Origin of the sequence: Caulobacter sp. BK020, from assembly GCF_004342605.1 — a bacterium.
Taxonomy (GTDB): domain Bacteria; phylum Pseudomonadota; class Alphaproteobacteria; order Caulobacterales; family Caulobacteraceae; genus Caulobacter.
Genome location: NZ_SLZL01000004.1, coordinates 95,366 through 118,566, shown reverse-complemented (window position 1 = coordinate 118,566; position 23,201 = coordinate 95,366). Strand labels below are relative to the sequence as shown.

18 protein-coding genes are annotated in these 23,201 nt (G+C 69.0%); 10 read left to right on the top strand and 8 right to left on the bottom strand.

Annotated features, from left to right (window positions below; translation table 11 throughout):
- Positions 1-223 precede the first annotated feature (223 nt).
- From EV278_RS06405 to EV278_RS06380, 6 genes are all read left to right on the top strand, one after another.
- Positions 224-3,706 carry a TonB-dependent receptor gene (locus tag EV278_RS06405; protein ID WP_132088236.1) on the top strand — a complete coding sequence of 1,161 codons (3,483 nt, stop codon included), beginning with the start codon at positions 224-226 and terminating at the stop codon, positions 3,704-3,706.
- A gap of 143 nt (positions 3,707-3,849) precedes the next feature.
- Positions 3,850-4,722: a rhamnogalacturonan acetylesterase gene (locus EV278_RS06400; RefSeq protein ID WP_132088233.1), complete on the top strand. Its 873-nt coding sequence runs from the start codon at positions 3,850-3,852 to the stop codon at positions 4,720-4,722.
- A gap of 22 nt (positions 4,723-4,744) precedes the next feature.
- Positions 4,745-7,087, top strand: coding sequence for a glycoside hydrolase family 95 protein (locus EV278_RS06395; protein WP_132088230.1), 2,343 nt, complete (start codon positions 4,745-4,747; stop codon positions 7,085-7,087).
- A gap of 2 nt (positions 7,088-7,089) precedes the next feature.
- Entirely contained in the window at positions 7,090-8,049 is a 960-nt protein-coding gene (locus tag EV278_RS06390; RefSeq protein WP_243692106.1) for a pectinesterase family protein, read from the top strand.
- 25 nt (positions 8,050-8,074) lie between these two features.
- Positions 8,075-11,194 (top strand): sugar-binding domain-containing protein, encoded by a 3,120-nt coding sequence (locus tag EV278_RS06385; RefSeq protein WP_207905442.1) that lies wholly within the window; start codon positions 8,075-8,077, stop codon positions 11,192-11,194.
- Positions 11,195-11,205: 11 nt separating this feature from the next.
- Positions 11,206-12,447 carry a pectate lyase gene (locus tag EV278_RS06380; protein ID WP_165916540.1) on the top strand — a complete coding sequence of 414 codons (1,242 nt, stop codon included), beginning with the start codon at positions 11,206-11,208 and terminating at the stop codon, positions 12,445-12,447.
- Here EV278_RS06380 and EV278_RS06375 read toward each other — a convergent pair.
- Positions 12,435-14,375, bottom strand: a complete 1,941-nt coding sequence (locus EV278_RS06375) for a PAS domain-containing sensor histidine kinase (protein ID WP_132088221.1) — start codon at positions 14,373-14,375, stop codon at positions 12,435-12,437. The two genes, EV278_RS06380 and EV278_RS06375, sit on opposite strands and share 13 nt — an antisense overlap.
- 245 nt (positions 14,376-14,620) lie before the next feature.
- Between EV278_RS06375 and EV278_RS06370 the strand changes: the two genes are divergently transcribed.
- Both EV278_RS06370 and EV278_RS06365 read left to right on the top strand, forming a co-directional pair.
- The gene (locus EV278_RS06370) at positions 14,621-16,165 is read left to right on the top strand and encodes a hypothetical protein (RefSeq protein WP_132088218.1); all 1,545 of its coding nucleotides are present in this window, start codon (positions 14,621-14,623) and stop codon (positions 16,163-16,165) included.
- 29 nt (positions 16,166-16,194) lie between these two features.
- Entirely contained in the window at positions 16,195-16,683 is a 489-nt protein-coding gene (locus EV278_RS06365) for a hypothetical protein (RefSeq protein WP_132088215.1), read from the top strand.
- Between the two features lie 89 nt (positions 16,684-16,772).
- Here EV278_RS06365 and EV278_RS06360 read toward each other — a convergent pair whose 3' ends face one another.
- From EV278_RS06360 to EV278_RS06330, 7 genes are all read right to left on the bottom strand, one after another.
- On the bottom strand, positions 16,773-17,588 hold the full coding sequence (locus tag EV278_RS06360; protein WP_132088211.1) for a DUF1521 domain-containing protein: 816 nt from the start codon (positions 17,586-17,588) through the stop codon (positions 16,773-16,775).
- A gap of 119 nt (positions 17,589-17,707) precedes the next feature.
- Positions 17,708-18,517, bottom strand: a complete 810-nt coding sequence (sctT, locus tag EV278_RS06355; protein ID WP_132088208.1) for a type III secretion system export apparatus subunit SctT — start codon at positions 18,515-18,517, stop codon at positions 17,708-17,710.
- A complete protein-coding gene (gene sctS / locus EV278_RS06350) occupies positions 18,517-18,789 on the bottom strand; it encodes a type III secretion system export apparatus subunit SctS (protein WP_051963481.1) in 273 nt (90 codons plus the stop codon). Before sctS ends, sctT begins: the two co-directional genes overlap by 1 nt.
- 10 nt (positions 18,790-18,799) lie before the next feature.
- The gene (sctR, locus tag EV278_RS06345; protein WP_035071130.1) at positions 18,800-19,462 is read right to left on the bottom strand and encodes a type III secretion system export apparatus subunit SctR; all 663 of its coding nucleotides are present in this window, start codon (positions 19,460-19,462) and stop codon (positions 18,800-18,802) included.
- A 6-nt stretch (positions 19,463-19,468) separates the two neighbouring features.
- Positions 19,469-20,467 carry a FliM/FliN family flagellar motor switch protein gene (locus EV278_RS06340; RefSeq protein WP_132088205.1) on the bottom strand — a complete coding sequence of 333 codons (999 nt, stop codon included), beginning with the start codon at positions 20,465-20,467 and terminating at the stop codon, positions 19,469-19,471.
- Positions 20,464-21,117 carry a response regulator gene (locus EV278_RS06335; RefSeq protein WP_132088202.1) on the bottom strand — a complete coding sequence of 218 codons (654 nt, stop codon included), beginning with the start codon at positions 21,115-21,117 and terminating at the stop codon, positions 20,464-20,466. Before EV278_RS06335 ends, EV278_RS06340 begins: the two co-directional genes overlap by 4 nt.
- The gene (locus EV278_RS06330) at positions 21,114-22,199 is read right to left on the bottom strand and encodes an ATP-binding protein (RefSeq protein ID WP_132088199.1); all 1,086 of its coding nucleotides are present in this window, start codon (positions 22,197-22,199) and stop codon (positions 21,114-21,116) included. Before EV278_RS06330 ends, EV278_RS06335 begins: the two co-directional genes overlap by 4 nt.
- A 92-nt stretch (positions 22,200-22,291) precedes the next feature.
- On the opposite strand from EV278_RS06330, the gene EV278_RS06325 reads away from it, so the two are divergent.
- Together EV278_RS06325 and EV278_RS06320 are read left to right on the top strand one after the other, a co-directional pair.
- Entirely contained in the window at positions 22,292-22,522 is a 231-nt protein-coding gene (locus EV278_RS06325; protein ID WP_132088196.1) for a hypothetical protein, read from the top strand.
- Between the two features lie 18 nt (positions 22,523-22,540).
- Positions 22,541-23,200 carry a hypothetical protein gene (locus tag EV278_RS06320; RefSeq protein ID WP_132088193.1) on the top strand — a complete coding sequence of 220 codons (660 nt, stop codon included), beginning with the start codon at positions 22,541-22,543 and terminating at the stop codon, positions 23,198-23,200.
- Position 23,201: the final 1 nt, after the last annotated feature.

The following is a 23,201-nucleotide window of genomic DNA, read 5'->3' as shown; positions in this document are numbered from 1 at the left end:
ATGGGCTGGTCTCGACTTTTTTGTGCGGATCGATAGGCCGAAATCGTCGTTCTTTGTCGAGTTCCGAAAAGGAATAATATTCAGAATTTTCTGCATGATATCGCTAACTTTTCCCCTTTTCTCCAAGTTATTGCCATGTCTATCCTTATGACACCGGTGACAAAAGGCCGGAAGGCGAAGGGTGGTCAAGAACCGCCCGGGACCGACTGGGGAGGAAAAGTCCATGACCACGTCCACGCATCCGCGCACCCGCGCCCTGCTGCGCGACACGTCGCGCCGAGCGCTGACGGCGGCGCTCACAGCCACGTTTTCGATCGGCCTCGGGGCGGCGGCAGCCCATGCCCAGGACCCCGCCGTGGCGACAGCCAGCGGGCCCGATGTGGTCGAGGAAGTCGTCGTCACCGGCTATCGCGCGTCGTTGCGCAGCGCCATGGAGACCAAGAAGACCTCGGACGTCATGCTCGACGCCATCAACGCCGAGGACATCGCCGACTTTCCGGATTCGAACCTGGCCGAATCCCTGCAGCGCCTGCCAGGCATCTCGATCGATCGCGACAACGGCGAAGGCCGGACGATCAGCGTTCGCGGCCTGAGCGGCGACTTCAGCCGGGTGCGGATCAACAACATGGAGGCGCTGTCCACGGGCGCCAACAACGACGCCGGCGCCAGCCCCAACCGCTCGCGGGCCTTCGACTTCAACGCCTTCGCCTCGGAGTTGTTCAGCTCGGTGCGAGTGCGCAAGTCGTCATCGGCCGAAGCCGACGAAGGCTCGCTGGGCGCCACGGTCGACCTGATCACCGGCAAGCCGTTCGACTACAAGAAGACCGCCTTCGCCGCCTCGGCCGAGGACTCCTATTACGAGAACGGCAAGACCCACAGCCCGCGCCTGACCGTCCTGGCCTCGGACCGCTGGTTCGACGGCAAGGTCGGCCTGCTGCTGTCGGGCGCCTACGCCAAGCGCAAGTCGATCGACGACAACTATGGCCGGGGCGCCGGCTCGTCCGACTATACCTACCGCGGCTCGACCTGGACCGGCGACGAGCTGCCCGGCCGGGCCGGCTTCGCCGCGCCGACCGGCACGGTGTTCCGCGCCCTGATCCCCACCAATCTGACGGGCGCCGCGCTCGACACCTACAAGGCCAATCCGGCCAACTACTACAACCCGCTGGCCAATCCGGCCGCCTATGCCGAGATGACGGGGTCCGACCCGGCCGCCTACGCCAAGCTCTATCCGAACTGCGCCGCCGCGGCCGCCCAGCCGGTGGCGTCCCTGACCCCGACCAGCCCGGGCTGCAACGACTCGCTGATCCGCTTCCCGGCCTTGCCGACGCTGAACCAGAAGGACGTCGACACCGAGCGCCTGGGCCTGACCGGGGCGTTCCAGGTCCAGATCAGCGACCGTACGCGCCTGACGGTCGACGCGCTGTATTCGCGCTTCAAGAGCGTGACCACCAACTACGGCCTTTCGCCGGTGGGCCTGAACCGCAACAACACCAACGCCAGCTATGCCTACGGGGCCAACGTGCCTACGGCGACGGCGCGAACCGGGTCGGCCATGACCGCAGCCCAGCGCCGCGCGCTCTATCCCGGGAGCTGTACGTTCGTCGACGAAACCGAGCTGAACCCGGGCCAGGATTGCGGACAGTCGATCTATGGGACCACGCCGGTCAGCGGCTACAGCTTCAGCTACAACCCCTACAACCTGGATCCCTACGAATACTACACCAGCCCGACCTCACCCGGTTACGCCGGGCCGGGGGCGAGCCTGCCGTTCCGCGGCGACCTGATCGGCCGTCCGTCGGTGAAGCTGCTCGACGCCGAGGTGGTGGGCCAGAACGCCGAATATCTGAAACTGGGCAATGTCGACTGGCGCTCGGCGGCCGACCGCGGCGCCTACACCACCGACTTCCGCCAGGTGTCCCTGGACCTGACGCACGAGTTCAGCAGCCGGTTCAGGGGCCAGTTCAGCGCCGGCCTGTCGGAATCGACGAACAAGAACCAGGGCACGCTGGTCGAGTTCAACTACATGGACGCCGCCGAGCCGTTCATCTTCGACGAGCGCGGCGCGACGGGCATGCCCAGGTTCGACGCGGGCTTCAACGCCGCCGATCCCAACAAGTGGGGGATCATCAAGGGCTTCTCGGCCATGCGCAATTACGAGCGCGAGACGGTCAACACCTACAAGGGTCTGAAGGCGGACTTCACCTACGAGGTGGACGACCACTGGACGATCCAGTTCGGCGGCACGGGCCGGCGCTTCGAGTTCACCACCAACCAGTTCGAGCGTAATAGCGACATCCTGAACCCGACCGAGAAGGAGGCCGGGGTCAGCATCGCCTCGCTGGGCCAGGTCGTCGAGTTCGGCGACGGCCTCAAGGTGCCGGAGGGCACGACCACCAGCTTCTTCGCGCCCAGCCTGGAGGCCTTCGACAACGTCTTCGGCTTCACCTGCAACTGCATCAACAAGTACGGCGACTTCCGCATCACGCGGAAGCGCAACCGCTCGGCCTCGTTCGGCGTGACCGAGGAGAACCTGGCCTACTACGCCCAGTTCAACTTCAACTACGACGTCTTGGACGGCCGCCGCCTGTCGGGCAACATCGGCGTCCGCCAGGCCCACACCTCCGTCGACGCCCAGGGCGAAACGACCGCGGGCCGGGCGATCTACGGCAAGAACAGCTATGACGACACCCTGCCGGCCGGCAACGTGACGTTCGAGGCTTTCCGCAACTTCTATGTCCGGGCGGCCGCCGCCAAGGTCATGGCCCGTCCGCTGCTGGGCAACCTGTCGCCGGCGGTGACGGGCATCAGCATCCCCAGCGACGGGTCAAGCACCGGCGCGACGCTGACCGTGGGCAATCCCAAGCTTTCGCCATTCCGCGGCGAAGCCTACGACGTCGCCGCCGAATGGTACTTCACGCCGGGCGGCCTGATCAGCCTGGGCTATTTCCGCAAGGACATCGCCTCGTACCCGCAGACGATCTTCTACGAGGCGCCGCTGTCGGAATTCCTCGACGCCGACGCCATCGCCCAGCTGAAGCTGCAGTTCCCGGGCACGACCGGCGGCGACGTCTTCCGCCGCGCCTATATCGACGCCGACAATCCGGTGCTGGCCCGTCAGGTCCGCGACGCGCCCGGCGGGGTCTTGCAGGGCTGGGAGTTCAACTACCAGCAGGACCTGACCTTTCTGCCCTGGTACTTCAAGAACCTGGGCGTCCAGTTCAACATGACCAAGCTGGACACCAAGCTGACCTATATTCTCGATCCGGGCTCGGTGAACGCCGCCACGGGGGCGGTGACCAAGGCGCCGGTCTACGGCGAGGGGCCGTGGCTGGGCGCGTCGCCGAAGGGCGTGAACTTCACGCTCTATTACGAGACCGACAAGTTCAACGCCCGGGTCTCGGTGGCCCATCGCAGCCAGTACTACACGACCTATCCCATCAGCGCGGGCAACTGCGATCCGGGCCTGCAGGCCAACGGCTCGGCCTGCGACAGCCCGCTGATCAACGAGTTCAGCGGCGCCAAGTCGACCACCAACGTGGATTTCTCGATGCGCTACCAGCCGCTCAAGCAGGTCAGCATCACCTTCGAGGCGCTGAACATCACCAACGAAATGGCCGAACGGTTCGCCTATGCCGACCCGGTCGTCCAGTCCTACGGCGGGACCGGTCCGAACTACCGGATCGGCGTCCGCTACAAGTACTGATCCCCTTCGGCCCGCGGTCGGCCGGCTTGGGCCGGACCAATCGCGAGCCGGTCGCCAAGCCGCCTCCCGCGGTGACTTTGGCGGATGGCCGTCCTTCCTGGCCGTCCGCCACCTTTGTTCAGGTCCCAGTCCGGAGACGACGGATGCGTTTCAAAGCTCTTCTCCTTGCCGGTTGCCTGGCCGCCGGCGCCCTGGGCGCCGCAGGCGCCCGGGCCCAGACTCCCGTTCCCGATCCTGCGCCCCGCTTCAACGCCATCAAGATCGTACTGGTCGGCGACTCCACGACGGCCGTGCAGGGCGGCTGGGGGCCCAGCTTCTGCGCCAAGCACGTGACCTCGTTCGCCGCCTGCATCAACCTGGCACGCGGCGGTCGGAGCAGCGGCAACTACCGAACGGAAGGCTCGTGGGCCCTGGCGATGGACGAGATCCGGTCGGGCGGGTTCAACGACACCTATGTGCTGGTCCAGTTCGGCCACAACGACCAGCCCGGCAAGCCCGGCCGCTCGACCGATCTGGCCATGGAGTTCCCGGCCAACATGAAGCTCTATGTCGAGGACGTCCGCGCCGCCGGCGGCAAGCCGGTGCTGGTGACTCCGCTGACCCGACGGCAGTTCAAGGACGGCAAGCTGGTCGACGACCTTGAACCGTGGGCCCAGGCGGTCCGCAAGGTGGCGGCCGAGACCGGGACGCCGCTGGTCGACCTGCACGCCGACAGCGCCGCCGCGGTCCAGGCCATGGGCGCGGCCGAGGCGACGCGCTTCGCCCAGAAGCCGCCCTCGCCCGAGGTCCTGGCCGCGGCCCGCACGGGCACGACGATCGCCGCCAGCACCGGGGTCGCTTTGGCCGGCCCCGCCAATGCCGACCAGAAAAACGCGGCCGTCGAGCCGATGGGCCAGGCCAAGCTGTCGTTCGACTATACCCACCTGGGCGAGACAGGGGCGGACTATTTCGCCACCATGGTCACGGCTGACCTCGCCAAGGCCGTTCCGGCCCTGCGCAGGTTCCTGATCCCCTAGTTCGCCCCACGAGGACCTTGCCGTGCGATTAACCCGTAGAACCACACTGGCCCTGGCGGCCGGAGCCGCGACCGGCGGCCTGGCGTCGGCGAAGGCCGCTTCAGCTTCGCCCCTGCAGCTCTGGTATCGCCAGCCCGCTCAGGAATGGGTGGAAGCCCTGCCGATCGGGTCGGGCCGCATGGGCGTGATGGTGTTCGGCGGCGTAGCGGCCGAGCGGCTGCAACTGAACGAGGACACCCTGTGGGCGGGCGGGCCCTATGATCCCGCCAATCCCGAGGCGTTAAAGGCCCTGCCGGAGATCCGGGCGCTGATCGACGCCGGCGACTACGCCAAGGCCACCGACGTGGCCAACGCCCGCTTCATGGCCAAGCCCAAGCGGCAGATGGCCTACCAGACGATCGGCGACCTGAAGCTGGCCTTCCCAGGTCTCGACGGCCAGGCGACCGACTATGTCCGCGAGCTCGACCTGGATGGGGCGATCGCCACGACCCGGTTCGCGATCGGCGGGACACGATACACGCGCCAGGTCATCGGCAGCTATCCGGACCGGGTGATCGCCGTGCGGTTGACCGCCGACAAGGGCCGGGCGATTTCGGTCGACCTGGCGTTCGACTGTCCGCTGAAGTCCAAGCCCGTCTCCAGGGTCGAGGGCGGCGACACCCTGGTCTTGGCCGGCGCCAACGAGAGTCAGGAAGGCATTCCCGCCCGGCTGACGTTCGAGTGCCGGGTCCAGGTGATCCACAAAGGCGGGACCTTGGGCGCCAAGGACGGCGTGCTGTCGGTCGCGGGCGCGGACGAGGTGCTGCTGCTGATCGCCGCCGCCACCAGCTATCGCCGCTTCGACGACGTGGGCGGCGATCCGGTCGCCGTCAACCACGCGGTGTTGGCCAAGGCCTCGGCCAAGTCCTGGCCGGTCCTGCTGGCGGCCCACCAAGCCGATCACCGGGCCCTGTTCCGACGCGTGGAGGCCGACTTCGGAACCACCACGGCGGCGCTGAAGCCGACCGACGAGCGGATCAAGGCCTCGCAGACCAGCGATGACCCGGCGCTGGCGGCTCTGTACTACCAGTATGGCCGCTACCTGCTGATCGCCTGCTCGCGTCCCGGCGGGCAGGCCGCCAACCTGCAGGGCGTCTGGAACGAAAAGACCTCGCCGCCCTGGGGCAGCAAGTACACGATCAATATCAACACCGAGATGAACTACTGGCCGGCCGAGCCGACCGGTCTGGCCGAATGCGTGCGGCCGCTGATCGACATGGTCCGCGACCTCTCCGTCACCGGCGCCCGCACGGCCAAGGTGATGTACGACGCCCGCGGTTGGGTCGTTCACCACAACACCGATCTGTGGCGGGCCAGCGGCCCGATCGACGGCGCTATGTGGGGGGTCTGGCCGACGGGCGGGGCCTGGCTCTGCAAGCACCTGTGGGACCACTACGACTACAATCGTGACCGCGCCTATCTGGCCGAGGTCTATCCGTTGATGCGCGGCGCGGCCCTGTTCTTCCTCGACGCCCTGGTGGTCGATCCCAAGTCGGGCAAGCTGGTGACCAACCCGTCGATCTCTCCGGAGAACGATCACGGCCACGGCTCGTCCCTGGTCGCTGGCCCGACCATGGACCAGGCGATCATCCGCGACCTGTTCACCGCCTGCATCAAGGCCGCCGCCATCCTGGATAGCGACGCCGCGTTCAGCGCCCAGTTGACGACGGCGCGCGACAAGCTGGCGCCGTACAGGATCGGCAAGGACGGCCAACTGCAGGAGTGGCAGGAGGACTGGGACGCCGACGCTGGCGACATCCACCATCGCCACGTGTCGCACCTGTACGGCGTCTTCCCCAGCGATCAGATCGCCATCGACACCACGCCGAAACTGGCCGAGGCCGCCAAGGCGTCGCTGAACACCCGGGGCGACATCTCGACCGGCTGGGCCATCGCCTGGCGGCTGAACCTCTGGTCGCGACTGGGCGACGGCGACCGGGCCCACAGGATCCTGTCGCTGCTGCTGGGTCCCGAACGGACCTATCCCAACATGTTCGACGCCCACCCGCCGTTCCAGATCGACGGCAATTTCGGCGGGACCTCGGGCATGACCGAGATGATCCTGCAAAGCCGCAACGACCAGATCGTGCTGCTGCCGGCCCTGCCGTCGGCCTGGCCGACCGGGCGCCTGACGGGCCTGCGGGCCCGGGGCGCGGTCGGCGTCGACGTGACCTGGACGCGCGGCAGGCTGGAGTCCGCGATGCTGACCGCAGCCGCCGACGGCCGTCACCATGTCCGCTACGGCGCCTCGGCGATCGACCTCGACCTCAAGAAGGGCCAGCGCGTTCGCCTGACGGCGCGCGACGGCGTGCTGAGGAAAGCCTGAACGTGGCCAGGCTGATCGCCCTCATCTGCGCGCTGGCCGCGCTGGCGGTCGGCCTGGGCGCCCGGGCCACGACCGTGCGGGTCGGCAAGGACGGCGCCTATGCCAGCGTCCAGGCCGCCGTCGACGCCCTGCCGGCGCAAGGCGGGACCCTGGAGCTGGCGCCGGGCGAATATCGCGAGAAGCTCGAGATCGCCAAGCCGAACGTCCGCCTGGTCGGCAAGGGCAAGCGGCCGCAGGACGTGGTGCTGGTCTGGAGCGACGGGGCGATCACCGCCGGCGGCACGTTCAAGTCGGCCTCGGTCAATGTGTCGGGCGACGGTTTTCAGGCCCGCAACCTGACCATCCAGAACGACTATCACCTGAAGGACGCCCGTCCGTCCCAGGCCGTGGCCCTGGCCATCACCGCCGACCGCGCCGTGCTGGAGCGCGTGCGCCTGCTGGGCGCCCAGGACACGCTCTATGCGGCCAGCAAGAAGGGCGCGCCCAGCCGGCAATATTTCCGCGACTGCTATGTCGAGGGCCACGTCGACTTCATCTTCGGCGACGCCAAGGCGTTCTTCGATCGCTGCCACATTCACGGCATCGCCCACGAGACGGTGATGATCACGGCCCAGAGCAAGTCCAGGCCCGACCAGGACAGCGCCTATGTCTTCGACCGCTGCCGGATCACCGCCGACCCGACGGTGGGGGTCCTCTATTTCGGCCGCGCCTGGCGACCCTATGCGACCGTCGTCTTCCTACGCACCCAGATCGATGCGGCCTTGCATCCGGAAGGCTGGCGCGAATGGACGCCCGGCAAGACCGACACCCTGAGCACCGCCACCTATGCCGAGTTCGCCTCGACGGGGCAGGGGGCCAGTCCCCGGACGCGCGAGCGCCGCAGCCGCCAGCTGACGGCGGACGAGGCCAAGGCCTGGTCGCGCGACACCTTCCTGGCCGGCGCCGACGGATGGCGGCCGTGACCTTTCAAGCCTGATGAGTTCGACGATGCGCGTAGACCGACGAAGCCTGCTCGCCGCTGGCGGCGTGGGCGTGGCCGCCAGCCTGGCGCCCAACTTGACGCACGCCGCCAAGGCCGACCCTCTGGCCATCCCCGACCAGGGCTGGAGCCTGTGGATTGACACGGCCGCGTCTTGGAAGGACGACGAGATCCATCTGCCGGGCCGGTTCGACCTCTCGGCGCTGCCGGTCAATCCGCCGACCGGCGGCTGGGGCGCGCTGGCCTCGCCCGACGCGGTGACGGTGACCTTGCCGACCACGGTCGAGCAGCATTTCTGGGGCAAGTTCGGCACGCGCCCGTACGGCGCTGACGAGTACCGCTACGCCGAGGACGATGAGGTGCCGCGCTACGGCGCCTACAAGGGCGTGTCGTGGTGGTCCAGGAGCATCGACATCCCCGCGTCCGCCAAGGGCAAGCGGGTGATGCTGAACATCCGCGGCGCGCGGCTGCGGGCCGAGGTTTTCCTGAACGAGCAGCTGGTCGGCTATTCGATCATGTCGGAGCTGCCGATCGCCTGCGACCTGACCCGCGCCATGCGGCCGGGCCAAGCCAACCGCCTGGCGATCCGCATCACCAATCCCGGCGGCCGGTTCGACTGGCGCGACAGCACCACCATGATGTGGGGCAAGGCCAAGCTGTTCGCCTCGCACGGCTTCGGCGGCCTCGATCGCGGCTTGACCCTCGGCGTCCACCCCCTGGCGGCGCGCATCGACGACGCCTGGGTGCTGAACACGCCCGACCCGCGTCGCGTCACCGCCTTCATGGAGGTCGCGCTGGAGCGACCCGTGTCCGAGGGGCAGCTGGAGCGCCTGAAGGCCAAGGCCTCGGCGGTCCTGGTCGACGACACGGGCCGGCCGGTCGTCGGCGACATCCGGCTGGAGGCGTTGGAGAGGCTCGGTGACCACCGCCTGCGCGCGCGGTTCACGGTCTCGGCGCCCGACGTCCAGCTCTGGGATCTCGACACGCCTATCCTCCATCGCCTGCGTCTGGGTTGGGCCGGGGGCCGCGACGCCGCCGACAGTCGCGAGGTCCGTTTCGGCTTCCGCTGGTTCGCGCCCGAGGGCCTGGGCTCCGACGCCCTGCTGCGCCTGAACGGCCGGCGGGTGCGGCTCTATTCGGCGATCTCGTGGGGCTACTGGGGATTCAATGGCCTGTGGCCGACGCCGGAGCTGGCGCGGCGCGAGGTCGGCGCGGCCCGGACGCTAGGCCTGAACACGCTGCACTTCCACCGCAACGTCGGCAAGCCCGAGGTGTTCACGGCCATGGACGAAATGGGCCTGCTGCGAGTGATGGAGCCGGGCGGCGGTCGTCACGCCATCGGCAAAGACCTCAAGCCCGGCGAGGCCCTATCGCCGGCGGACGCCTTCAGCCGCGACTTCATGGTCGAGAAGTGCAAGGCCATGGCCCGGGCCTTCCGCTCCCACCCGTCGCTGGTCCAGTACACCCTGCAGAACGAGATCGGGGCCGATTTGGCCAATCCCGACGTCCAGGCGGTGCTGAAGGCGATCCACGAAGTCGATCCCAGCCGCACGGTGATCCTCAACGACGGCTTCGTGGCGCGGGGCGCCGCCCAGGCCATGTACCTGCCCTATGACGATCGCTACTGGCGTTCGGACAGGGACGCGTGGGGCGGCTGGTGGGTCAACCACCAGGGGGCGGGCGACCAGTGGTACGACCGCTTCTACAAGGGTAAGGACGACTACATCCATCGCCAGACCGGCAAGCCGTTCATCGTCGAGTTCGGCGAGATGCAGGGCTGCGCGGTCGCCGACAATCACTCGGCCATGCTGGCCGAGATCCTGGCCAACGGCGGCAAGAGCTACGACCAGGAGGACCACAGGGCGGTGGTCGCGGCCACCAACAGCTATCTCGAGCGCTGGGGGTTTCAGAAGGCTTTCCCGACCAGCGAGAGCCTGTTCCTGTCGGTCGGCCGCAAGGCCTACGAGGCCTGGCGCGAGTATCTGGAGAACATCCGGATCGGCGACACCGTCGATGTCGCCGCCATCTCCGGCTGGGAGAGCACGGCGATCGAGAACCATTCGGGGATCGTCGACAACCTGCGCGGCTTCAAGGCCGATCCGGCCCTGCTGAGCCAGAGCCTGCGGCCGGTGCTGGCCATCGCCAAGCCCCGGGCCCTGGCCTATGCCGTGGGCGACAGCGCAGAGCTGGACCTCTACCTGCTGAACGACACAGGCAGGGCCGTCACGGGCGAGCTGGTCCTCAGTCTGGTCGGACCCGACGGCGCCGTCGAGGCGCTGGGCCGCTGGCCGGCCCCGGCTCAGTCGCCAGACCGTTTCAGCTATCTCGTCGCCGAGAGCGTCCGCACCCCGCTCCTACGGCGCGAAGGGCTGAACGTGATCCGCATCGCCCTGGGCGACATCGTCTCCGACCGCGAGATCTGGGTGACCGGGCCTGGGCCCAAACCCGCCAAGGCCGCGCGCATCGGCGTTTCGGGCATAGCCCGCAGCCTGCGCGACCAACTGGCGCTCCTCCAGGGCGTCGTCCTCGAGGACTTCAAGCCCGGCGTCCGCTACGACGGCGTCATCGCCTCGGGCCTGAAGAGCGACGAGATCGTCCGGCGACAGGTCGGCGAGCAGACCGGCCTGGAGGCCCAGCCCAAAAAGGGCGACAAGCCCGTCGTCGTCCTGGGCGAACTGCCGCCCGAGGTATTGGCGGCGGTCAAGGCCGGCGTTCCGCTGCTGGCCATGGTTCAGGAAGACGGCCTGGCCGAGGGTGTGGCCCGGCAGCTCTCCAGCCTGGGCCTGTTCGATGACGCCGGCCAGGTGGGCGGGTTGCGCGCGCCCTGGATGGGCAACTGGAACTATGTCCGCGCCCATTCCACCTTCGCCGGCTTGCCGGTCGACCGGGGCCTGAGCGTGCTGCATCAGGTCGAGGGCCAGCCGTCCAACGGACTGGTCGTCGATGGCGACGGCGTCGAGGTGATCGCCGCCTACAGCCGCGACCACGACCGCAAGAACGGGGCGGCCAGCTTCATCGCGCGCCGGGTCGGGATGCGGGTCCTGGTCCACCGGCTGCCGGACATGGCCGGCCCGCTGCAGCGGCGCTGGCTGGCCAACGCCGTCGACTGGCTGGCGCGCGGATCTTGAGGGAGGCGGACGTGGTGAGAGTGACCAGGATCGGGCGGCGGGCGATGCTGCTGGGCGGCGCCCTGGGGCTTCCGGCTTTCGGCGCGGTCGCGGCGCCCAGGCCGCGGATGTTCGAACGGCTGGGCTGGGCCGGCGGCACGCCGGGGGGCGACGGAGGCAAGGTCATCCGGGTCACCAGCCTGTCCGGCTCCGGTCCGGGGTCGTTCCGCGAGGCGCTGGCGGCCAAGGGCCCGCGCACCGTGGTCTTCGACGTGGCCGGGGTCGTCGACCTGGGCCGGCACAGTCTCAAGGTCGCCGAACCCTTCCTGACCGTCGCCGGCGAGACCGCGCCGTCGCCCGGCGTCACGCTGATCAAAGGCGGCCTGGCGATCGAGACCCACGACGTTATCGTCCGCCACCTGCGGGTGCGGGCGGGCCGCGACGGCGCGCCCTCGCGCAGCGGCTGGGAGGTCGACGGGATTACCTGCTGGAAGGCTCACGACGTGATCGTCGACCACTGCTCGATCAGCTGGGCCACCGACGAGAACCTGTCGGCCTCGGGCCCGCGTTTCACGGGCGGCGAGGATCCGAAGGGCTGGCAAGAGGGGACCTCGCACCGGATCACCTTCAGCAACAACATCGTGGCCGAGGGTCTGTCGAACGCCAGCCATGTGAAGGGCGAGCACTCCAAGGGCAGCCTGATCCACGACAACGCCACCCAGGTGCTGATCGTCGGCAACCTCTACGCCCACAACCGCGAGCGCAACCAGCTGTTCAAGGGCGCGGTCGAGGCCGTCTCGGTCAACAACCTGGTCTATGATCCGGGCACGCGGGCCATGCACTATGCCCTGAACGCCTCGGAGTGGGTGGGTCATGCCTGGCGGACCGGACGCCTGGCCCTGGTCGGCAACGTCGTCAAGGGGGGCGCCTCGACCGATCCGAATCTGCCGTTCCTGATCGTCGAGGGGCAGGGCGATCTAGACCTCCATGCGCGCGGCAACCTGGCGACCTACGCCGACGGCGGCGAAATGCCGCCGACCCGCGTGCTGCCGTCCGCGCCCCTGCCGAAGATCCGGCTGCTGGACAGGCCGCCGCTATGGCCGGAGGGACTGCATGCGATCGACGCCACGCTCGTCGAGGCCAGGGTCCTGGCCAACGCCGGCGCCCGGCCCTGGGACCGTGACGCCGTCGACCGCCGCATTGTCCAGGAGGTTGGCAAGGGAACCGGGCGGGTGATCGACGACGAGAACGAGGTGGGCGGCTATCCGCGCTGATCCGGCCTAGAGGCCAGGATCGCCAGCAGACCGTCGATGGAATAGGGCTTGCGCACCAGTGGAAAGCCTTGGGCGCCCTGCTCGGCGATGACGTGGCTGTAGCCGCTGGTCAGCACGATCTGCAGGTCGGGCCGCTGCTTCTGGATCATCTGGGCCAGTTCCAGTCCACTGATCCCGGGCATGACCACGTCGGTGAACACCAGGTCGAAGCCGCCGGGATCGTTGTTCAGCTGCCTGAGCGCAGCTTGGCCGTCCCCAACCCAGGTGACCGCTTGGCCCAGCTCCTTGAGCAGGCCCGCCGCGAACTTGCCGACCCCCTCGTTGTCCTCGACCAGCAGCACCCGGCGGCGCGGGACGTTCGACGCCTCGGCGAGGTCGCCGCCAGAGGCGGAAATCGTCGGGACCTGTCCGTCGGCGCTGGGCAGGTAGAGCGTGAAGGTCGTGCCGACGTTCAGCTGGCTCCGGGCGTCGATTTCACCCCGCGACTGCTTGGTGAAGCCGTAGACCTGGCTCAGACCCAGGCCCGTGCCCTTGTCGACCGGCTTGGTGGTGAAGAACGGCTCGAAGATCTTTTGCAGGGTCTCCGGCGACATCCCCTCGCCATCGTCGGAGATTTCGATGGCGACGAACGTTCCGCTGGCGGCGGCATGGCCTCGGACGGCGGGAAGGCCGTCGACGATCCGCGCGCCGATCCTGATCGTCCCGCCGCGGGGCATGGCGTCTCGCGCATTGATGACCATGTTGAGGATGGCGGTGTCGAACTGGGTGGGATCGGCCTCCACGACGTGCTCCGCCTCCGGCAGGTCGTTCTGCATGGTCACCGACGAGCCGATCATGCTGCCGATGATCCGCTGAAGGCCCCTCAGGCGCGTGCAGACGTCGAAGACCTCGGGCTGGAGAGGCTGGCGGCGAGCGAAGGCCAGAAGCTGCCCGGTCAAGGTCGCGGCCCGCTCTGCGGTCTCGGCGATCGCCTCGACATAACGCGCCCGCTTCTCCTCCGGCACGTTCGGCCGCCGCAGGAAGTCGGCCGAGGCGCGGATCACGGTCAGCAGGTTGTTGAAGTCGTGCGCGACGCCGCCGGTCAGGCGTCCGATGGCTTCCATCTTCTGGGCCTGGACCAGGGCTTCGCGCGAGCGTTCCAGTTCCTCCTCGGCCCGGCGCTTTTCCGTGATGTCCCGCGTCACCTTGGCGAAGCCCAGCAATTTGCCGGTCTCGTCGCGGATCGGATCGATCAGGACGCTGGCCCAGAACCGCTCGCCGTTCTTGCGGACGCGCTGGGCCTCGCCGGAGAACTTGCCCTCGCGCAAGGCCGTAGCCAGGGCTTTTGCCGGCGCCCCGGCCTCGCGATCCTCGGGCGTATAGAACAGCGAAAAGTGTTGACCGATGATCTCGTCGGCGCTGTAGCCCTTGATCGCCTGCGCGCCGGAGTTCCAGTTGGTGATGTTGCCCTCTGGGTCGAGCATGTAGATGGCGTAGTCCTTGACGCCCTGGACCAGAAGCCGAAAGCGCTGCTCGCTTTCGTACAGCGCCCGGTCGGCCGCGCGCTGCTCGGAGACGTCGCGGGTGATCTTGGCGTAGCCGATCACCTCGCCGTTCTCGATCACCGGGTCGATCACCACATGCGTCCAGAAGCGCGTGCCGTCCTTGCGTACGCGCCAGCCCTCGGCTTCGAACCGGCCGGCGGTCGCCGCGGTGTGCAGGGCCCGTTCGGGCAGGCCCGCCGCACGGTCCTCCTCGGTGTAGAAGGTCGAGAAGTGCTGGCCGATGATCTCATCGGCGGTATAGCCCTTGAACAGCTGGGCGCCGGTGTTCCACGTCGCCACGCGTCCTTCGCTGTCGAGCAGATAGATGGCGTAGTCCTTGACCGCGTCGACGAGCAGCTGAAAGCGCTCGGCCTGAGCCAGGTCGGTCAAACGACGAGAAAGCATGAAGTCCGACATACCTGGAAGCGCTGGTGTTGGAAGTGGAACCCCGCGTCTGCCCTTGGGGTTCCGTAGGACGGCGAGATCGCGGCCGCCGACCATCGCGCGCTCCGAGATCGCGCGCAACCTGAGGGGGGGAGAGCGTGGGGCCTGATCGCCAAGACTAGGGAATTCCCTAGCTGGCGGCTGCGGTCGTCCGCGACGAAAGTCCCGGCGTCGCCGAGGTCGGCGGCCAGTCAGGGAGTTTCGCCATGCTCGACGCCACATCCTCGACCACGGTCCGCCAGGCCCCTCCGCCGCCGCCTCCGCCGCCCTCGCTGGATCCCGCGAAGGATGCGGTCAAGACCGTGCACAAGGCGATGGAAAGCGGCTTCTTCAATCCGATCACCAACGGCGACGTGAAGAACGCCGTCAGCGCCCTTAAGGGCCTGGACGCGACCAACGCCAAGGCGGCGATCAGCGAACTGGCCAAGGACGGCGGGCTGGACAAGCTGGCCTCCGAGATCAACGACGGCAAGAGCTTCGGCCTGGGCGGCCTGTCGGCCGACGAGAAGCGCGACTTCTTCACCGAGATGGCCAAGGACCTGGGCGGGACGGAGCTGAAGGCGCTGTCGGACGCCTTCGCCAAGGCGGGCGGCGACTATCACGGCAAGGCCGATGTCGAGGCCCTCGGCAAGGCCATCGCCACCCACGCCACCCCCGACGCCAAGCTCGACTTCGTCAAGGCCCAGGCCGGTTCGACCCTGGACCACGCCGCCGACACCACCAGCCCGTTCACCCTGGGCGGCTCGATCCGCGTGACCAGCCACGGCGACGCCGAGGCCGCCGCGGTCGGCCACGTGCTGGCCAGCCTCAAGGGCAATCCCGCCGTCGCCGAGCAGGCGTTCAAGGCCCTCAGCCCCGAGCAACTGCGCGGCGTGCTGTCCGCCTCCATCCATCGTGAAGAGATGGACACCACCACTATATCGATGGGCGGCGCGGCGCACAGCAACAGCACCTCGCTGGACACCTCGACCTACAAGGCGATCCTGGAAGCCGGCGCCCAGTCGACCGACGCCGACTTCAAGGCGAGGCTGTTCGCCGAGGGTTCGGCGGTGCTGAAGGACGTTCCGCAGCAGAACCTGCTGCTGGGCGTCAGCGTCATGGACCGCGACGCGGCGACGCGGACCATGGCCGAGGGCCTGACGGCGGTGCTCAAGAGCGACGTGTCGGGCGTGATGCGCGAGCTGTCGTTCAACAGCGAGACCCGCGACGGCACGGCCTTCGCCACCTACGCCAAGCAGATGCTCAACGACAAGCAGACCGAGCCGCTGGCCGACATGATGCAGCAACTGCAGGTGGGCGGGAGCAAGAACGAGAACCCGATCAACCGGTTCGAGGCGACCGAGAAGGTGACCCTGCCCAACGGCGACAAGGTCGATCGCTATGAGAACGCCGCGGCCCTGGGCCACTATGTGGGCGGGGTGCAGGCCGCCGCCGCCTCGATCACCACCGATCGCAAGGAGCAGGCCGAACTGCTGACCGCGGTGCTCAAGAGCGGCCTGACGATCATCGACAAGGCGGGCGTAGGCGGCAAGGGCGTCGGGGCGGCCGCGGCGGTGGCCAAGGAATGGGTGACCATCGGCACCAACGCCGCGCTGAAGGCCATCCAGGACGATCCCTCCGCCGCCGGCAAGGCGCTGGACCTGACCGCCGTGCCGACCAACCCCAAGACCGGCGAAGAGGCGGTGGGCAGCAATTCCAAGAGCGCCTACAACACCGCCCTGGACACCGTCGTGCGGCAGGCCAAACCCTGACGCCGGCGCCCCGCCGACGTCGAGGCCCGATGACGCGACCGACCGCCTTCGCCCCGCCCTTGCTGGCGGCGGCCTTCGCCACGACCCTCGGCCTGGCCGCCTGCGGCCAGGCGCCGGCGGCGCGTACGCCCGCACCGCCGGCGCAGTTCGTCGACGCCCGCACCCTGCCCCTGAGCCAGGCCTCGGCCGGCGACTACGATCGCGTGCTCGAAACCGGCCTGGCCGCCGAGCCGCAGATCTGGCGCGCCCCCAATGTCAGCACCAAGGTCTATCGCGCGCCCGTCGGGCTGGGCCGCGAAGCGATCACCGCCTACTATCGCAAGGCCGCGGCCGAAGGCGGCTGGGTCGCGGACCCTGACTTGTCGCCGCCCGCGCGGTCCACCCTGGCCGGGCAGTACTGGTCGTTCGGCTACAAGGCCGGTCCCCGCCGGTTCATGGTCGCCGGAGTCGAGCCGGGTCCCGCCCTGGCTCCGCCGGCGGCGGGCCTGCCGGTCGTGGTCCGCACCAACGCGGACTGACGGCGACGCGACCAACCCGTTCTTCAGGCACGAAAAAGTCCCGGATCCGCGTGGGCGGATCCGGGATCGGACGCGGTCTCGGCGAGGGTTCAGAACCGGGCCGCGTTCACCAGGGGCAGGGTCGAGAAGGGTTTGGCCGTGACGGTCGCGGCGACGTCGGTGTCCGCCTTGACCAGATTGCCCAGCAGCCAGCCGGTCAGCATCAGGCCGAGGGTGGCGTTGAACGCTTCCAGAGCCTCGCGCAGGCCCTCGGCGCCGGGCTTGGTCAGGTTGAAGTCGGCCTGGCCGACGGCGGCGCCGGTGATCGAGCTGGTCCAGCCGCTGCTGGTGCCGTCGTTCTCGTTGACCACCAGGCCGTCGTCATGGGCCGCGTCGAGCGCATAGCCGTCACCGCCTAGCGAGACCTTCAGGTCGCCCTTGGTCTGCTCGCTGACCCCGTCGATCACCAAGGCCTGGTCGCCGCGCGTGACGACGATCTGCTCGGCGTAGGTCATGTTGTTCCATTTGGAAGTCTCGGTGTTGATCGTGATCTTTGTCCCGTTCTCGAGCACGAAGGTGGTCGTGCCCCAGAAGTCCCCGACCTGCTTGCCGTTGTAGCTGACGTGGGGGTCGCCCCAGATGCGCGTGGCGTTGCCGTCGGCGTCGCGGATGACGACCTCGGAGCTGGCCTCGTTGATCGACAGGGTGTTGCCGTCGCCCAGGTCGATCTCGGCCTTGCCGCTTTCGGGCATGGCGGCGGTGAACTTCGGCTGGCTGGGCGCGGCCTGGAAGGCCCCGCCGGCCATCAGGCCGAGCGTGAACTGCATGGCGCCGAACGTCCGCAGTCCCTGGCCCATCGAGGCCCCGATCTCCGTCAGCAAGCTGGCGTTCACGGCGCTCGCCAAGGCCGTGTTGATGCTGGTCATCCTTCAACCCCTGTCCAATCGTGCCGGCCGCGTCCTGCGGCCTCAAGCGACAGTTGGCTCCAGACGCGACGGCCCCGCTAGCTGGGGCGTACCCCATCAGGGTATTCCCTAGCGCCGCTTCAGAGGGGCTTTCCCGACATCGCCCGCAGCACCTGCAGGATGGTCGAGGGCCGCGCGCCGATCTCGTTCAGCAGCAGTTGGACCAGGCCGGTCAGCATGGCCAGGATCACCGCCGTGGCGATCCATGACTTGATCGCCAGGCCCAGCGAAAAGACGTTCAGCTGCGGGGCGTAGCGGTTGATCAGGCCCAGGCCCCCATCGACCAGATAGAGGATGGCCAGGGCGGGCGTGGCCAGCATCACAGCCAGCACCATCAGCCGCGAGAACTCGCCCTCGAACAGCGACAGGCTGCGCAGGCTGAGCACCGGCGTCATGCTGCCGATCGGCCAGACCGCGTAACTGTCCAGGATCGTCCCGACCAGCAGCAGCAGCCCGCCGGAGAACATGAAGACGAAATTGGCCAGGCGGGCCAGGAACTCGCCGTTCAGCGAGGTCTGGTGACCGCTCAGCGGATCGACGACCTGGGCCATGGTCGCCCCGACCTTGGCGTCGATGATCTGTCCCGCCGCCTCGAAGGCCCACAGCATGGTCCCGAAGAAGAAGCCGATCACCACCCCGATCAGCGCCTCCTTGCCGAAGATCAGGATCCACTGGACGGTCGGCAGGTCGCTGTGGGCGATCTGCGGCTGCAGGGTGATCACGATCACCCCGAAGGCCAGGAAGATCGAGTTGCGCACCAGGGCCGGCACGGTCTCGGGCGACAGCAGCGGCAGCAGCATGAAGGCCGCGGCGATCCGCGTGGCGCCTACGGCCAGCACCAGGGTGTTGGCGAAGATCGCGCCGAGCCAGTCCGGCGCCGTTTCCGGCATCAGCGGCGGACCATGGCCGGGAACTCGGTGAACACCCGATCGCCAAACCGGTAGAGCGTGCCGCCGAGCAGGCTGGCGGTCAGGAAGATCGTCAGGACGATGGCGAAGAACTTGGCGGCGTATTGCAGGGTCTGCTCCTGCAACTGGGTGGCCGACTGGACGATGGCCACGGCGACGCCGACCACCGAGGCGGCGACGATCGGCGGCGCCGACAGCATCAGCACCATCCACAGCGCCTGGTTCACCAGCTCGATGGCCTGGGCGTTCATCATGGGAGGCTCCTCAGGTGTAGGACAGGACCAGGCCGTGGGCCAGCTTCACCCACCCGTCGATCAGCACGAACAGCAGGAGCTTGAAGGGCAAGGACACCGTCGTCGGCGACAGCATCATCATCCCCATGGCCAGCAGGATGTTGGAGACCACCAGGTCGATGATCAGGAACGGCAGGAAGATCAGAAAACCGATCTGGAAGGCGGCCGCCAGCTCCGAGACGGTGAAGGCCGGCACCACCACGATGAAGTCGCGCTGGGTCATCGTGCGGGCCTTGTCCGGGCCGTTGATACGCTGGGCGGTCTTCAGGAAGAAGGCCCGTTCGCGCGGCGTCGAATGCTTCATCAGGAAGGCGCGCAGCGGCTCCTTGGCCTTGTCGGCGTAGGTGAACAGCGCCTGGGTGTCGCTGCTGACGGCGGCGACGGGTTTGACGCCCTGGTTGGCCGCCGCCATCTGCTGGCCGACCGGATACATCACGTAAAGGGTCAGGATCAGGGCCAGGCCGTTGAGCACGATGTTGGGCGGCACCTGCTGCAGGCCCAGGGCGTTGCGCAACAGGCTGAGGGTGACGACGATCTTGGTGAACGAGGTGACCATGACCGCCACGAACGGCGCCAGGGCCAGCAGGATGACGGTGATGAGGGCCGAGCCGGGCGTGAACGACGACAGGTCCATCCGGGGTCAGGCTCCCTTCGCCAGCTGTTCGATCAGCACGCCGTAGGCCTCGCCCACGGCCACCAGCTTGCCGGTGGCGATGGGGTGGTCGCCGGCCAGCAGCACGGCCGTGGTGTCGCGGGCCGAGCCGCCCAGCACCACGGTCGAGCCGGGGCGCAGGCCCGTCAGCTCAGACAGCGGCAGGCTGGCCTCGCCCAGCATCACCCGCAGGGCCACCGGCAGGTCGGCGGGCGCGATAGGGGAGGTGTCCGGGGCGGCGGCCTCGGCCGATTGAACGAGGGCTTCCATGGGCGGCGCGGTCATGGCGCTGTCCTCCTCCAGGGTGATGACGGTGAAGCGGCGGTCGGCGGGGTCGAAGCGGCCGACCACGTGGCGATTGGGCAGCGCAAGGCGAGCGTCGCCCGGCCGACGGGGGCCCCAGGCCGTCAGCACGATGTCGCCGGTCCGCAGCGCCGCGACGCGGGCGGCGGAGACGACGGCGGCGTCCAGCACCAACCTTCCGGCGATCGGTACGGCCAGGTGGGCGCCGTCGACGGAAAGGTCGATCGCCGGAGCCGGCCAGGCGGCGGGCGCATCGGCGGCGACGTGCAGGACCAGGCGGCTTGGCGCCGTCTCGGCGTCGCGCGCCACGTCCAGGGCGACAGCGATCCCCGCTTCCAGAGGGCGTCTGGAGATGTCGGTGGGGTCGAGGTTCAGGCCGGTCGCCGCCTCGATCGCGGCCAGCACGGGCTCCAGGCGGTCCAGAGCCACCAGCAGGGCGGCGTCGTCCGCCGGCGCGAACGCAGCGCCGTCCAGGGCCGGGATCGCCAGGCGCGGCGCGTCGGCCTCCGAGCCGAACAGGATCCACGGACCGGCCGGCGGCTCGACCAAGCTGGCGGCGATGCGCAGGCCTGGGGCGGGGAGGGCGGACATCACCGCCAGGGCGCGGTTGCGGGCGGCCACCTCGGCGGCGTCGAAGCGCTCCAAATCATGAACCAGCGGTTCGGCTGCGAGTACGTCCGTCATGCGTCGCCGTCCGTCGTGCCGGTGATGGCCATGCGGACCAGTTCGGTCAGGCTGGTCGCCTCCATCTTGGTCATGATCCGCGAGCGGTGCAGCTCGACGGTCTTGGGGCTGATGCCCAGCTCGTAGGCGATGATCTTGTTGACCCGGCCGGCGACGACCAGGGCCATCACCTCGCGCTCCCGCTCGGTCAGGCTGGCCAGCCGGCGGGCGTAGAGGTCCTGGCCGGGCGTCGTCGCCGGCCGCAGGCGGGCGAAGGCCAGGCCCAGGGCCTCCTCCAGCGCCGCCTCCTGGAAGGGCTTCTCCAGGAAGGTGATCGCCCCCTTCTTCATCGCCTCGACCGCCAGGGGCACGTCGGCGTGGCCGGTCATGAAGATCACCGGCCGCTCGCAGCCGCGCGCCTTGACCGCGTCCAGCAGTTGCAGTCCGGACATCGTCGGCATCCGCACGTCGAACAGCAGGCAGGCGTCGGCGGGCGGGTCGCCGGCGTCGAGGAAGGCCTGCGGATCGTCGAAGGTCCTGACTTCGTAGCCGAGGCTTTCCAGCCACCAGGCGGCCGACTGGCGGAACTCGCCGTGGTCGTCGACCAGGCAGACCGCGCCGAGGCTGCGGGGCGGTTCAGAACGGGACGCGACGGCGTCTTGAACGGTCATGGTTCATCCTCCTGGCGCGCCGTCGGCAGCGCGATGTGGAACACGCTTCCCCCCAAGGTCTTGGACCCTCCGGGCTCGCGGGTGTGCCAGAGGCGTCCGCGATGCAGTTCGATGATCGAGCGGCAGATCCCCAGACCCACGCCCATGCCGCCGGGCTTGGTCGAGAAGAACGGCGAGAACATCCGGCCCGCCGCCTCCTCCGAGACGCCGGGACCCGTGTCGGTCACGGTCAGCTCGACCATCCGCGTCGAGCCCTCCAGGCGGCGGCCTGTGATGGTCAGGCGGCGGGGCTGGGGCTCGCCACGCATGGCGTCCAGGCCGTTGCGGGCCAGGTTGACCAGCACCTGCTGGATCATCACGGCGTCGCCCAGCACCGGCGGCAGGTCGTCGTCGAACACCGCCTGGGCCGAGACCCGGTCGCGGGCGATTTCCCAGTCCAGCAGGTCCAGGGTGGCGCGCGCCAGGCGCGGCAGGTCCAGGGGCTCGACCTGCGGCTGGCGCTGCTCGACAAACGAGCGCATGCGCTGGATCACGCCCGAGGCGTACAGCGCCTGGTCGGCGGCCTTGTCCAAGGCCTCGACGCCGTCAGCCACGGTCAGGGCGTCGCGCGACAGTCTTGCCTTCAGGCCACGCACGATATTGGCGATCGAGCCGATCGGCTGGTTCAGCTCATGGGCGATCATCGTCGCCATCTCGCCGACCGACATCACCCGCGAGGTCAGCAGCAGGCGTTCGCGATCCGCCAGGCGGCGAGCCTCGGCCTCCTGGCGTTCGGCGGCGTCGGAAAGCTTCAGATACAGCCGTCCGTCGGCGCTGCGGCCCGGTCGAACCTCCAGCACCGCCTCGCCGGCCTCCAGCGACAGGGGCGCGGTCTCGCCGCGCGCCGCCGCCGCCAGTGCGGCGTCCAGGGCGGGCGGGGCGACGTCGCCGGGCGACGCCTCGGGCATCAGCCGGGCGAAGGCGTCGGTGCGCCAGACCAGGCGGGCCGGCGCGCCGTCGAACGCCCCGACCGCCAGGTCCAGGGCGGCGAAGGCGGCCTCGGCCGGATCCAGGTCCGGCGCGTGCAGGCGCAGGGCTCTCATGGCCGGCCTCCTGCGACAGGCGGTCTCACTAGGGAAAACCCGAATGGCGTCCGCGCGTTCTCAGCCGTATCCAGGCTGCGAAGGAGTCCGCCATGTCCACCATCCGCATCGACGCCAACGCCGTCTCCGGCGTCTGGGCCCGGGGCCTGGACAGCGCCTCGCCGTCCGCCGCCGGCCGTCAGGGCCAGGCGTTCGGCGATTTCTCGGCCTTCTCGCGCCAGGACGGGGCCTTGAGCCTTTCGTCCGCCCATCGCGATCTGGAGAGCACCGCCCGCGCCGTCAGTGATCGCCTCACCGACACCCGCGACAACGGCTTCGGCTGAGGCTAGCTTCCCGGCGTCATGGCCGAACGCATCCTCAAGGCCGAGCCGGACTGGTTCGGCGCCGCCCAGGCCCTGGTCGAGGGCCTGCAGGCGCAACCCACCCTCGATGGCCGGGTCGACGTGCTGGAGCGCGTATGCCTTGACCTGGGCGAGGCGCTGTATCCCGGCTTCGCCAAGCTGCTGGCCGCCGTCGACCATTTCGGTGACCGCGAGGTCAAGGTGCTGGGCGCCGACGCCCTGGCCCAGGCCCTGATGACCGCGCGCCTGCCCTCGACGCGGCTGCCCGCCTGGGGCGCTGGCGGCTTCGCAGGGTTGGGGCTGGACGGTCCGCTGCGCACCAACAGCCGCAATGTCGGACCGCTGGAGTTCCTCTGCGTCTGGCTGGTGCGCGACGTCAGCGACGAGGCCCTGAGCGGCGAGGCCTTCGAGACGGCGGCGACCTATCTGGTCGACCTGATCTCGGCATCGCCCCGGGCGGCGGCCCTCTATGTCGACAAGCTGCGCGCCGACGCCAGCGACCCGACCGAGGGCCTGCACAACGCCCAGACCCGTCGCCTGATCGAGACCCTGGCCGAGCGCTGGGCGGCCGGCGACGCTCCTGCCGAGGTGGCGCGCGCCGTGGCTCGCGCGGCCGAGGCCGACCGGGGCGCCGCGCGCTGGGGTCTTCCGCTCCGCTGAG